Origin of the sequence: Streptomyces sp. NPDC060002, from assembly GCF_042737245.1 — a bacterium.
In the GTDB taxonomy this organism is placed as follows: domain Bacteria; phylum Actinomycetota; class Actinomycetes; order Streptomycetales; family Streptomycetaceae; genus Streptomyces.
The window spans coordinates 20,824-33,231 of sequence record NZ_JBHWUW010000078.1; the positions used below are offsets into that span (position 1 = coordinate 20,824).

At 73.5% G+C, this 12,408-nt stretch carries 9 protein-coding genes; 1 reads left to right on the forward strand and 8 read right to left on the reverse strand.

The window, feature by feature from the left end; translation table 11 throughout:
• Window positions 1-2: 2 nt before the first annotated feature.
• From katG to ACFWBD_RS38170, 3 genes are all read right to left on the reverse strand, one after another.
• On the reverse strand, window positions 3-2,216 hold the full coding sequence (katG, locus tag ACFWBD_RS38160; RefSeq protein WP_385677710.1) for a catalase/peroxidase HPI: 2,214 nt from the start codon (window positions 2,214-2,216) through the stop codon (window positions 3-5).
• Window positions 2,217-2,283: 67 nt separating this feature from the next.
• The gene (locus tag ACFWBD_RS38165) at window positions 2,284-2,721 is read right to left on the reverse strand and encodes a Fur family transcriptional regulator (RefSeq protein ID WP_385677713.1); all 438 of its coding nucleotides are present in this window, start codon (window positions 2,719-2,721) and stop codon (window positions 2,284-2,286) included.
• A 72-nt stretch (window positions 2,722-2,793) separates the two neighbouring features.
• Window positions 2,794-3,150, reverse strand: a complete 357-nt coding sequence (locus ACFWBD_RS38170; RefSeq protein WP_385677716.1) for an aminotransferase class V-fold PLP-dependent enzyme — start codon at window positions 3,148-3,150, stop codon at window positions 2,794-2,796.
• A 454-nt stretch (window positions 3,151-3,604) separates the two neighbouring features.
• On the opposite strand from ACFWBD_RS38170, the gene ACFWBD_RS38175 reads away from it, so the two are divergent.
• The gene (locus ACFWBD_RS38175; protein ID WP_385677719.1) at window positions 3,605-4,777 is read left to right on the forward strand and encodes an SGNH/GDSL hydrolase family protein; all 1,173 of its coding nucleotides are present in this window, start codon (window positions 3,605-3,607) and stop codon (window positions 4,775-4,777) included.
• Here the strand turns inward: ACFWBD_RS38175 and ACFWBD_RS38180 are convergent.
• From ACFWBD_RS38180 to ACFWBD_RS38200, 5 genes are all read right to left on the reverse strand, one after another.
• Window positions 4,761-6,326, reverse strand: a complete 1,566-nt coding sequence (locus ACFWBD_RS38180; protein WP_385677722.1) for a serine/threonine-protein kinase — start codon at window positions 6,324-6,326, stop codon at window positions 4,761-4,763. The two genes, ACFWBD_RS38175 and ACFWBD_RS38180, sit on opposite strands and share 17 nt — an antisense overlap.
• A gap of 213 nt (window positions 6,327-6,539) precedes the next feature.
• The gene (locus ACFWBD_RS38185; protein ID WP_385677725.1) at window positions 6,540-8,192 is read right to left on the reverse strand and encodes an FAD-dependent monooxygenase; all 1,653 of its coding nucleotides are present in this window, start codon (window positions 8,190-8,192) and stop codon (window positions 6,540-6,542) included.
• Entirely contained in the window at window positions 8,189-8,866 is a 678-nt protein-coding gene (locus ACFWBD_RS38190) for a fumarylacetoacetate hydrolase family protein (RefSeq protein ID WP_385677728.1), read from the reverse strand. The genes ACFWBD_RS38185 and ACFWBD_RS38190 overlap by 4 nt, the downstream gene beginning before the upstream one ends.
• Window positions 8,867-9,043: 177 nt before the next feature.
• Window positions 9,044-10,000 carry a dioxygenase gene (locus ACFWBD_RS38195; RefSeq protein WP_385677731.1) on the reverse strand — a complete coding sequence of 319 codons (957 nt, stop codon included), beginning with the start codon at window positions 9,998-10,000 and terminating at the stop codon, window positions 9,044-9,046.
• On the reverse strand, window positions 9,997-12,408 hold a 2,412-nt coding region (locus ACFWBD_RS38200; protein ID WP_385677734.1), incomplete at its 5' end, for a glycoside hydrolase family 78 protein. The genes ACFWBD_RS38200 and ACFWBD_RS38195, both read right to left, overlap by 4 nt.

The following is a 12,408-nucleotide window of genomic DNA, read 5'->3' on the forward strand; positions in this document are numbered from 1 at the left end:
GATCAGATCAGGTCGAACCGGTCGAGGTTCGAGACCTTGACCCACGCGGCGACGAAGTCGTTCACGAACTTCGCCTTCGCGTCGTCGCTCGCGTAGACCTCGGCGAGCGCGCGCAGCTCGGAGTTCGAGCCGAAGACGAGGTCGGCGCGGGTGCCGGTCCACTTGACCTCGCCGGAGGCGTCGCGACCCTCGAAGACGGTCTGGTCCGAGGACGTCGACGACCAGGTCGTGCCCAGGTCGAGCAGGTTGACGAAGAAGTCGTTCGTCAGCGTGCCGGGGGCGTCGGTCAGGACGCCGTGCGAGGACTGGCCGTGGTTGGCGCCCAGCACGCGCAGGCCGCCGACCAGGACGGTCAGCTCGGGGGCGCTCAGGGTCAGCAGGTTCGCCTTGTCGAGCAGCAGGAACTCGGCCGGCAGGCGGTTGCCCTTGCCGAGGTAGTTGCGGAACCCGTCGGCGGTCGGCTCGAGCGCGGCGAACGACTCGACGTCCGTCTGCTCCTGCGAGGCGTCCACGCGGCCCGGGGTGAAGGGGACCTCCACGGCGTGACCGGCGTCCTTGGCGGCCTTCTCCACGGCGGCGGCACCACCGAGGACGATCAGGTCGGCCAGGGAGACCTTCTTCGCGCCGGAGTTGAACTCCTGCTGGACGCCCTCCAGGACGCGCAGCACCTGGGCCAGCTCGTCCGGGTTGTTGACCTCCCAGCCGCGCTGCGGCTCGAGGCGGATGCGGGCGCCGTTGGCGCCGCCGCGCTTGTCGCTGCCGCGGTGGGTGGAGGCCGACGCCCACGCGGTGGACACCAGCTGCGAGACGCTCAGCCCCGAGTCGAGGACCTTGGCCTTGAGCGTCGCGATGTCCTCGGCGCCGATGACCTCGCCCTCGGCCGCCGGCAGCGGGTCCTGCCACAGCAGGGTCTCCGCCGGGACCTCCGGGCCGAGGTACAGGGACTTCGGGCCCAGGTCGCGGTGGGTCAGCTTGTACCAGGCGCGGGCGAAGGCGTCCGCGAACTCGGCCGGGTTCTCGTGGAAGCGGCGCGAGATCTCACCGTAGATCGGGTCGAAGCGCAGCGACAGGTCGGTGGTGAGCATCGTCGGGAGCTTCTTCTTCGACGCGTCGTGCGCGTCGGGGATGATCGCCTCGGCGTCCTTGGCCACCCACTGCTTGGCGCCGGCCGGGGACTCCGACAGTTCCCACTCGAAGCCGAAGAGGATGTCGAAGAAGTCGTTGCTCCACTGGGTGGGCTTGGTGGTCCAGGTGACCTCCAGACCACTGGTGATCGCGTCGCCGCCCTTGCCGGCGCCGTAGGTGGACTTCCAGCCCAGGCCCTGCTGCGCGATGGCGGCGGCCTCGGGGTCGTCGCCGACGGCGTCCGCCGGACCGGCACCGTGGGTCTTGCCGAAGGTGTGGCCACCGGCGATCAGGGCGACGGTCTCCTCGTCGTTCATCGCCATGCGGCGGAACGTCTCGCGGATGTCGCGGGCCGCGGCCAGCGGGTCCGGGTTGCCGTTGGGGCCCTCGGGGTTGACGTAGATGAGGCCCATCTGGACCGCGCCGAGCGGGTTCTCCAGCTCGCGGTCGCCGGTGTAGCGCTGGTCGTCGAGCCAGGTGGTCTCCGGGCCCCAGTACACGTCCTCGTCGGCCTCCCAGACGTCCGCGCGGCCGCCGGCGAAGCCGAAGGTCTCGAAGCCCATCGTCTCCAGCGCGACGTTGCCCGTGAGGATCAGGAGGTCGGCCCAGGAGATGGACTGGCCGTACTTCTTCTTGACCGGCCACAGCAGACGGCGGGCCTTGTCGAGGTTGGCGTTGTCCGGCCAGCTGTTCAGCGGCGCGAAGCGCTGCTGCCCGCGGCCACCGCCGCCGCGGCCGTCGCTGATGCGGTAGGTGCCGGCGCTGTGCCAGGCCATGCGGATCATCAGCGGGCCGTAGTTGCCGAAGTCGGCGGGCCACCAGTCCTGCGAGGTGGTCAGCACTTCGGCGATGTCCTGTTTCACGGCCGCCAGGTCGAGGGCCTCGAAGGCCGCGGCGTAGTCGAACTCCGCGCCGAGCGGGTTCGCCACGACGGGGTCCTTGGCGAGGATCTTCAGGTTGAGGCGCTCCGGCCACCACTGGCGGTTTCCGCCGCCCTGGGTCGGGTGCGCGGCGCGGTCGTGCGCGACCGGGCAGCCACCTGCCTCCGCCGCCTTCGACTCGGTCACGATCGCATCATGGTTATCGGTCATGGGGGAATCCTTCTGGGCTGGTCGGATCACATGCTCACGTACCGCAGGCGTCGGGTCCTGCGGGCGCTCAGGTGCTGCGGGCGGTGGAACAGTCGGGGCACTGGCCCCAGTAGATGACCTCGGCCTCGTCTATGGCGAAGCCGCGGTCGTCGGAAGCGGTCAGACAGGGGGCGTGGCCGACGGCGCAGTCGACGTCGACGACCGCGGCGCAGGACCGGCAGACGAGGTGGTGGTGGTTGTCCCCCACACGTCCCTCGAACCGGGCGGGGCTGCCCGGGGGCTCGATGCGGCGCACCAGTCCCGCGCCGGTCAGCGCGTGCAGGGCCTCGTACACGGCCTGGAGGGAGATGTGGCCCACGCGGCCGCGCACCCCGGTGGCGATCGCCTCGACTCCGAGGTGGTCGCCGTCCCGGACGGTCTCGAGCAGGGCTACACGGGCGGCCGTGACCCGCAGGCCGACACCGCGCAGCTCTTCGGCGGTGGTCGGTGTACGGGGTGCTGTCATGCCGTCGAACCTACTTCATAAACACGAACCATTCAAGAAAACGAACGGTGCAAGGTTGGGAAACGGCACACGTCAGAGAAACGAGGCGAGCCCGTCGAGGAGCCTGTCGACGTCCTCGGTGTCGTTGTAGGGCGCGAGTCCCACCCGCAGCGCGGCATCGTCGAGCTTCAGCGCGGTGAAGGCCTCGTGGGCGTAGAACGAGCCCGCCGGGGCCACGACATCCCGTGCGGCGGGATGCGCCTGCGCCTCGCGCGCGTCCCGGCCCTCGAAACTCATCAGAACGGTCGGGGTGCGGTCCTTCGCCCCCGAGTGGACGGTGACGGCGCCGCCCAGCGCGCGCAGCCCCTCCTCCACCCTGGCGCGCACCACGTTCTCGTGGTCGTGCAGCGACGGGAAACGTGCCCGGAGGGCGGCGACATCGATGGCCATGGCCCCGACTCTGGCACCCGGGCCCCGGGCCCACCAGGGGGCCACGAGGGTTCGCGGCCCGCTGAAATCGTCAAACCCGTGGGGGTCTCGTCCCCGGCGGGAGGCGCAGAAGGCGGCCGACCTGACCGGAGAGCGTTTCCGCTCGGACGCCGACGGCGCCGACGCGCGGATCGCGTTCGTCGCGCCCGACGGCCAGAAGGTGACCGCGGAGCCTGGCCCGCGGGGGTGCGCCGGGGCAGCGTGCCGGTGCCGGCACTCCCGCCTGGTGCCGGTGCGTGAGCCGCCGCCCTCGGGTCCTCCTCCAGGAGGACACGCGTACCGCTCGGGCAGGAGGCCGGGACCCGTTCGTGGCCCGACGCGACGAATCACGCGACGAATGCCGGACAGAGGACTACGACTGACCTGACCTGACCTGACCTGACCTGCCTGACCCGTGCCGCCGAGAGGTCCTCGCATGCATTCCGTACTCGACCGCGCGCTCGACTGTGTCGTCGGCGCGCTCGGGAAATCCACCGACCCGACCGGAGTCACCCTGCACCGTTCCCCGGAATCGGGACGGGCGCGGCTGGCCGACCGGGCGTTCGACTTCAACAGCGCCGTGCCGTCGGGAGTGCGGTTCGAGATGCTCACGGACGCCACCGAGCTCGAGCTCGACGCCCGGCTGACCGTGGTCCTGCCCCTGGGCCTGCCGTCCCCCGGCAGCGTCTTCGACCTGGTGGTCGACGGCGAACTGCGCGAGCCGGTGGTGACGACGGAACAGAGCCCGGTCTTCTTCGACCCCGCCACCGGCTCGCTGGAGGCCGGGCCGGCCGAGTCCGCGACCGTGCGCTTCCGCCTCGGCCCGCGGGCCCGTGAACGACGCGTGGAGATCTGGCTGCCCGTCACCCCGGCCGTCACGCTGATCGACGTCCGCGTCCCGGACGGGGCGTCGGTGCGTCCGGCTCCGGCGAGCGGCCCGCTGTGGGTGCACTACGGCAGCTCCATCAGCCAGTGCTCGGACGCGGACCGTCCGACCTCCACCTGGCCGGCCGCCGTGGCCCGCTCCGCCGGCCGGTCCCTGGTCAACCTCGGCCTCGGCGGACAGTGCCAGCTCGACCCCTTCATGGCCCGCGCCGTCCGCGACCTGCCCGCGAGCGCGATCAGCCTCGAACTGGGCATCAACGTCCACAACGCCGACAGCATGCGGGAACGCGCCTTCGTCCCGGCCTTCCACGGCTTCCTCGACACGATCCGCGACGGGCACCCGCACACCCCGGTCCTGATCGTCAGCCCCATCGTCTGCCCGGCCGCCGAACAGCGCCCCGGGCCCACGCTGGTGGGCGCCGACGGCATGGTCCACACCGTCGACCGGCCCGCCGAACTCGCGTTCGGCGCGCTCACGCTCACCCGCATCCGCGAACTGCTGAGCCGGCATGTCGAGCAGCGCCGCGAGGACGGCGACGACCGGCTCCGACTCATCGACGGGACCACACTGTTCGGACCCGATGACGTGGCCGACCTGCCCGACGGCCTGCACCCGAACGCGGCCGGCTACGCCCGCATGGCCGAGCGTTTCCTGCCCCTTTCCTTCGGCAGGACGGGTGCGTTCGGACGGCCGGGCGGCGGAGGGGTCAACCCCCGCGCGTGATGCTGACCTTCACGGTCAGCGTGCCCCTGTTGTCCTCGGAGCAGGACCCGGCGGTGTCGTTCATGCCCAGCTGAAGGGTTCCGTTCCCGGTGGCCCTGAAGGTCAGCGTCTTTCCGACGGTGTGGACGGGGGAGTCCTCGTCGCCCGCGAGGACCGCCAGCAGGGTGCCGAACGGCGCCTCGGGATCGATCTTGCAGTCCTGCGCGCCGGCCAGCAGCGCGTCGGTGTCCGCGTCGTAGCCGGCCGGCCCGGTCAGGGGCATGTTCCGGTGGTCGGCCGTCCATTCCCCCGAGACGAAGCGCACCGTGACCTGGTCGCCTCGCTCGACGGCCGCTCCGGTCACCGGCTGCCAGCCGGTCGCGGCCTGGACGACCTGACGGACGGTCGTCGTCTTCGGGGCACTCTCGAGCGGCAGCACCCCGGTGAGGAACAGCCCGGCCGCGACGGCCGCCGCCGACACCGCCGTACCGGCCGCCGCCCGCCACAGCCGCTTCGCGCCCGACGAGCGGGGCGCCCCACGCCGCGGCTCGGGCGTCGTGGTGTGCCGCGCCGTCGGCACCGTCTCCCCGGCCGGGACGAGCCGCGCCCGGTCGCCGCCGCTCACGGTGTCCGCGTCGGCGAGCGGGGACGACGGCCGGGGCACCCGCACGGTCGCCGACGGCAGTGGCCCGGCGTCCGCCTCCCCCGCCGCGACGCGCCGCAGGGCGGACCGCGCGGCGGCCGCCGAGGGGCGATCGCCGGGGGACTTGCGCAGCAGCGCCTCGACGACGGGCCGCAGCGGGCCGAGCCGGTCCGACAGGACGGGTTCCTCGTACGCCACCGCGTGCAGGGTCGCGGGCCCTCCCGGTCTGCGGAAGGGGGACCGGCCGCCGCAGACCGTGGCGAGGGTCGCGCCCAGGGACCACAGGTCGGAGGCCGGTCCGGTCTGCGAACCCGTCACCCGCTCGGGCGCCATGAAATCCAGGGAGCCGATCATCTCGCCGGTGGTCGTCAGGAACTCGCCGTCGTCCAGGGCCGCGATGCCGAAGTCGGTGAGGACGGCGCTGCCGTCGCGGCGCAGCAGGACGTTGGCGGGTTTGACGTCACGGTGCAGGGTGCCGGCCGCGTGCACGGCCTCCAGGGCGTCGAGCATCTGCTGACCGAGGGCCGCCGTGTGCTGCGGGGCGAGCGGTCCGTTCTCGGCGAGGTACTGGGCCAGTGAGGGCCCCTCGACGAGTTCCATGACGATCCACAGCCGGTCCTGCGACTCGACCAGATCGTGGACGCCGACCACGTGCGGGTGCGGCACCCGGGCGACCGCGCGTGCCTCACGGACGGCGCGGCGCATCCGTACGCGGTGCTCGTCGTCGCCGTGGGTGAGGAGGTGCAGTTCCTTGGCGGCGACCGGGCGGTCGAGTAACTGGTCGTGGGCGCGCCAGACCGTGCCCATGCCGCCTCGGCCGAGCACGTCGTGGAGCAGATACCGATCGGCGATCAGTCGCTCCGGGCGGCGCTGCGAACGCGTCGCCGCCTGGTCGTCGCCGTTTCCCGATATCACGTGCTCTCTCACGTTTCCTTCCCGGAGGGCCGAGCGCCCGCCGGCCGCCGCTCGACGGTCTTTGTTCGGCCGGTCCTTGTTCGGCCGGTCGTCACTCGTTCGAACGAGGCAGAGCATAGCGGAGAGCAGGATGATCGCATGACGTCAACTGCGCTGGTGTGAAGGGATGTTGGCCCACCCTCGGGGCCAGGTCGGCGTTCCGGGCCCCCGGCGCCCGCTGCCCGACTACCGCGCGCCGCCGCCCGAGCGCCTCGGGCGTGGTCGACGCGTCGGCGCGGCGCCGCGGACGACGTCGAGCACGTACCCGGCCCGCGTGCCGTCCGCGCCCCGCCACGCGATGTGCTGGTCGGGCCGGATCAGCAGCATCGGGGCGCCGTAGCGTTCGGGCGAGGCCAGGCCGGTCAGGCAGACGGTGGTGAGGGGGACACCCCGGGCCGCGGCCTCCCGCGTGAAGGCGGCGCGGCCGGGCTCCCTGTCACCGGCCGGCAGGAGCAGCGTCAGACCGTCGCCGAGCAGGTCGTACAGGGAACGGCCGTCGGGGAGCCAGGCGTGCGGCAGCCGGGCGCCCGGGAAGGACAGGCCGTGATAGCCGCGGGGCGTGAGGGGCGGGACGGCGGAGCCGTCGTCGACGACGACGGGGGACGAGGCGTAGTGCTGGCCGAGGACGAGGCCCTCGCTGTGGAACTCACCGGCCTTGGCCCGCAGGGCGACCGCGGTCCGCGCACGGCGGCGGCCGGCCTCCGGGCTGTCCCCGAGGAGTGCGGGGTCGGCGAAGGACGGGGCGAGAAGCCTGTCCTGGGCGGCACCGCTCGCGATGATCTGCTGAGCCACCGGGCGCCGCTCGGTCTGGTAGCTGTCCAGCAGCTCCGCGCCGCCCCAGCCCTGGAGGACCGCGGCGAGTTTCCAGCCGATGTCCACCGCGTCGCCGACACACGTGTTGAAGCCGTGCCCGCCCCACGGGGGGTTCAGATGGGCGGCGTCGCCCACCAGGAAGACGCGGCCCCGCCGGTAGCGGTCGGCCAACAGCATGCGGGCGGTCCACGGGTCGGTGGCGAGCACCTCCACGGGCCCGGGGTGTCCGCCGCCGACGAGAGCGCGTACCAGCGCCTCGGGTTCCACCGGGTGGCCGGGGTCGGTCCGCTGGACGATGGCCCACCACCGGTCGTCCAGGTCGAGACGGCCCATCAGACCGGACGCCTCGGGGCTCACCACCCAGTACTGCACCGCCCGGTCCAGGCCGACGGCCTCGCCCAGGCCCGGTGCCCGGAAGACGACGCTGAGGTTGGGCCGTTCGCCGGACGAGCCGGCGTACACCGCTCCGATGGCCTGCCGGCTGACTCCGCCGCTGCCGTCACAGCCCAGCAGGTAGCCGGCCGTGAGCACGCGGACGGAGCCGTCGGCGGCGGTGACCGTGGCGCGCACGGCGTGTTCGTCCTGCTCGACGGCGGTGACCCGGTGGCCGGTCAGGCAGGTGACCGAGGGCAGTTCGGCCACCGCCGCGCGCAGGATCCGCTCCACGAGCGGCTGCGCAACCTGCTGGCCCGGCTCCGCCCAGCGCTCGTCGCGGCCGTCGTACAGCCCGAACACGTTGCGGAACCGGGTCAGTTCGGTGCCGAGGAGCGCGGTGCAGAAGATGACGTCCTGGGACCAGGCCACGGGCAGCGGAGCGGCCGTGCGCAAGCGGTCGGCCAGGCCCCAGCGGCGGAAGTGCTCCATGGTGCGGATGCTGGCGGTCTTGGCCCGCGGCCGGTCGTCGTCGACGGTGGTGCGCGGCTCGACGAGCACGGTACGGATGCCGCGCCGGCCGAGCTCGACCGCCGCGGCGAGACCGGACGGTCCTCCGCCGGCGATCAGTACCTGGACGGCCGTCCCGGTCACGCGCCGGACCTCGCGGACGCGTCGGTGACGGGCGTGCGCAGCGTGCCGAGCCGGTCGGCCTCCACCTCGACGACGTCGCCGGACCGCAGCAGCCGGGGCGGCGTACGGACGTAGCCGACGCCCTCCGGGGTGCCGGTGGCGACGAGGTCGCCCGGATGGAGGGTCAGGGTGGCGCTGATCCGGGACAGCAGCTCGGGCACCCCGAAGACCATGTCGCGGGTGTTCCCGTCCTGCACGGTCTCCCCGTTGACGCGGGTGACCAGGCGCAGCCCGTCGGAGAGGCTGCCCACCTCGTCGGCGGTGACGACCGGCCCGATCGGGCCGCTGCGATCGGCGTTCTTGCCCAGCGTCCACTGGGCGGTGAGTTTCTGCGCGGTACGGGCGGTGAGGTCGTTGAAGACGGCGTATCCGAGGACGGCGGCCTCGGCCTCCTTCTCGTCGGCGTCGCACAGCCGGGCACCGACGACGGCCACGACCTCACCCTCCCAGTCCAGGCCGGGTTCGTTCGCGGGCACCGGGACCGGTACGCCGTCCACCGACAGGGAGGCCGTCCAGCGGCCGAACAGGGTGGGGTGCTCCGGTGCCCGGAAGCCGCCCTCGGCCGCGTGCGCACGGTAGTTGAGACCCACGCACAGCACCCGCGCCGACGCCGGCACCGGCGGGGCCAGGGACACCTCCGCGAGCGGCACCGTGCCGTGCCGGACCGAGCGGGCCCCGCTCCAGCCAGTGGGGGAGGCCGGCGTAGAAGTCGTCCACCTCCGTGAGCGGGGTGACCCGGCCGTCCACGACGACGCCGATCACGACCTGCCTGCGGCCGGACCCCCGGCCCGGATCCACCATGCCGACGAGCTTCATGCGCGCGTGCCTCCTGTTTCCGCCGCGGGCGCCGCGGCCAGACGGATGTCGAACTCGGCCGCCAGGAACGGTCCGTCCATGCCGAACCGGCGGGCCGTGTCCTCGCCGGCGGCCGGTGCGAAGGGCGCGATCAGCGCGTCCTTCACGGCGAACGCCGCGTCGGAGCCGAGGTAGGGGTCCTCGGCGGCGAACACATGGGTGGTGAGCGACCGGTGACCGGCCGCCTCCACCCGCAGGTGGATATGGGCGGGACGCATGGGGTGACGGCCGAGCGCCCGCAGCAGTTCGCCCACCGGGCCGTCGGTCGGCACCGGGTAGCTGGCGGGCTTGACCGTACGGAACCAGTAGGCGCCGTCGGGGCCCGTGGTGAACAGAGCGCGCAGGTTGCCGTCGGGCTGCTCGTCGTCCTGACTGTCGTACAGACCCGTGTCGTTCGCCTGCCAGACGTCCAGCACGGCGCCGGCCAGCGGCCTGCCGCCGCAGTCCGTGATCCGGCCGTGCACCACGGCCCGCTCACCGCGCCCAAGTTCGGGGCCCTCGGCGATCCAGGCGCCCATCGGGCGGGGCGGCGCCGGGGAGTGGAAGGGACCCTCGACCGAACTGGGCGTCATGGCGGGCGGACCCGTGTGGTTGACCTCGTCCACGGCCGAGGTGAGGCCCAGCATGTCGGAGAGCAGGATGAACTCGTCGCGGCGGTCGGTGCAGGCCCGGCCCGTGCGGACCAGGAAGTCCAGCGCCCGCAGCCACTCGTCCTCGGAGGGCCGGGTCTGTGCCACGAAGGCGTGCAGATGGGTCACGAGGCCGCCGATCAGCTCCCGCAGCCGCTCGTCGTCGCCCCGGACGGTGGAGAGGACCTGTCGCACCAGGTCGTCCGGCTGACGGTCGTGGGCGGGGCCGGGGGGCGCCGTCCCTCCCGCGGGGGCGTGTCGGGCCGTTTCGGTGGTGTCGGTCATGGGGTCGCTCCCGTGGGAGTCAGGGCGGCGTCCGGTGCCGCGCAGTCGTAGGTGTGGGTGCCGGACCCGGCGTCGTACCGGGCGCCGTCGGGCAGGACGACGCGCGCGGTGGTGCCGGGCGGTACGGCGACACGGAGGTGGAAGCGGCCGTCCTCGAGGTGCCAGGACGAGCGGATCGGCCCGTACGGCGAGTGGTGTTCGGCCCGGGCCCGGGTCAGGCCCCCGCCGGGGCGGGGCGCCACGGTGAAGCGGCGGTAGCCCGGAGCGTCCTCGTCGGGCCTGATCCCGGCCGTGCAGCGGTGCAGGAAGGAGACGACCGCGCCCTTCGAGTAGTGGTTGAGGGAGTCGTGCGGGGTGCCGTCCGCGCCGACGCCGTCCCAGTGCTCCCAGACGGTCGTCGCGCCCCGGTCGATCATGTGGAGCCAGGACGGGGCGGTGTCCTGGAGCAGCAGTTCGTAGGCGACGTCCAGATGTCCCGAGTCGGCGAGCACGGGCAGCAGGTCCGGGGTGGCGAGGAAGCCGGTGCCGAGATGGGTGTCCGCGGCGCGGACGAGTTCCACCAGCCGCTGCGCGGTCCGCGCCCGCAGTCCGGCCGGGACCAGGCCGAAGGCGAGCGCCCGCACATGGTGGGCCTGGGTGTCCGGGCGCAGCGAGCCGTCGGCCGTGATGAACTCGGTCCGCCAGGCGTCGCGCACCCGCTCGCTCAGCTCCCGGTAGCGGTCGGCGTCCTCGTCGCGGCCCAGGACGCGGGCGATGCGCGCCGCCAGCCGGGTGGAGTGGGCGTAGTAGGCGGTGGCGACGTCCGCCTTGTCCAGGGCCGCGTACCCCTCCAGGTCGCCGATGTGCTCACCGGGCACCAGCCACTCGCCCCAGTGGAACCCGGTGTCCCACAGATACCGTTCATGCGGCGCCGGGCGGGGGGAGCGCCGGATCCGCTCCGGGTGACGCTCCTCGCGGGCGGCCCGTTCGACCCGGCCGAGCCAGGCGGTCATGGCCGGCCACAGCTCCTCCAGGATCCCGGGATCGCCGTAGGCCAGGTACAGCTGCCAGGGCACGATGACCACCGCGTCGCCCCAGCCGGCCGAGCCGTTGAGATGCGCCACCGGACCCTTCGGGCCCTCGGTGCGGCAGGCCGGTGAGATGTTGGCGACGGTGCCGTCCGGCCACTGGTCGGCGGCCACGTCGCGCAGCCACTTCGCCGAGAAACCCGACACGTCGTAGAGGAAGGCGGCGGTCGGCACGAACAGCTGCCAGTCCCCGGTCCAGCCGGCGCGTTCGCGGGTGGGGCAGTCCGTGGGGATGTCGCAGACGTTGCCGCGCAGACCCCACCGGGCGGCCTCGTGCAGCCGGCCGACCCGCTCGTCGTCGCAGTCGAACCAGCCGGTCCGCCGCAGGTCGGAGTGGACGACCACGCCGCGCAGGTCATCGGCGGTCAGCTCGCCGGGATGGCCCTCCACACGGACGTAGCGGAAGCCGTGCGTGGTGTGCCGCGGTTCGAAGGCCTCACCGGGGCGGCCGGCCGAGACGACCTGGTCGACCTGGCCGGCGGGGAGAGGCTCGGGCAGGAACGGCATGTCCACGCGGAGGTGATCCGTCGTCACATCGCCGTCGGGGCCCAGGCACTCGCCGTGGGTGAGGGTGAGCCGGGTGCCCACCGGACCGAGGTCGGTCAGCCGCACCCAGCCGTTGATGTTCTGGCCGAGGTCGAAGACCTGCCGGCCGGGGTGCGGGCGGGTCACGGAGACCGGGGCCAGTTCCTCGACGCGCCGCACGGGCGGGGCGGGCGAGGCGACCAGTCCGGCGTGTCCGTGGTCGGCGACCTCCACCGGCGTCCAGGCCGAGTCGTCGTACCCCGGCCGGTCCCAGCCGACGGGGGTGCGGCGCAGATCGGTGGACTGGCCCGCGATCAGGTCGGCGGCCACGATCGGCCCGGGAGCCCAGCGCCAGTGGCGGTCGGTGGACACGACGCAGGTGGTGCCGTCGGCGTGCTCGAGGTGCAGCTGCGCCAGGAACGACACCCGGTCGCCCCACTGGTCGTGGGCCCGGGTGACACCGACCTGTCCGCGGAACCAGCCGTCGGACAGCACCGCTCCCAGGGCGTTCTCGCCCTCCCGCAGCAGTGCCGTCACGTCGTAGGCCTGCACCTGGAGGTGTACGTCGTACTGCGTGAACCCCGGTGTCAGCTCGGCGTCCCCGACCCGCTCCCCGTTGAGGAAGACCTCGTAGAGACCCTGCGCGGTGGCGTAGAGGCGGGCCCGCCGGACCGGGGAACCCGCGGTGAACGCGGTGCGCAGCAGCGGGGCGGCCCGGTGCCCGGCGGGCGGCACGCCGGGTCCGCCGGGTCCGCCGGGCTCGCCGGGCTCGCCGGGCTCGCCGGGTCCGCCGGGCTCGCCGGGCTCGCCGGGCTC

What these genes read in the sequence shown, in the direction of transcription:
- katG (WP_385677710.1), bottom strand. Translation starts at nt 2,216, where the DNA reads ATGACCGATAACCATGATGCGATCGTGACCGAGTCGAAGGCGGCGGAG.
- ACFWBD_RS38175 (WP_385677719.1), top strand. Translation starts at nt 3,605, where the DNA reads ATGCATTCCGTACTCGACCGCGCGCTCGACTGTGTCGTCGGCGCGCTC.
- ACFWBD_RS38165 (WP_385677713.1), bottom strand. Translation starts at nt 2,721, where the DNA reads ATGACAGCACCCCGTACACCGACCACCGCCGAAGAGCTGCGCGGTGTC.
- ACFWBD_RS38195 (WP_385677731.1), bottom strand. Translation starts at nt 10,000, where the DNA reads ATGACCGACACCACCGAAACGGCCCGACACGCCCCCGCGGGAGGGACG.
- ACFWBD_RS38170 (WP_385677716.1), bottom strand. Translation starts at nt 3,150, where the DNA reads ATGGCCATCGATGTCGCCGCCCTCCGGGCACGTTTCCCGTCGCTGCAC.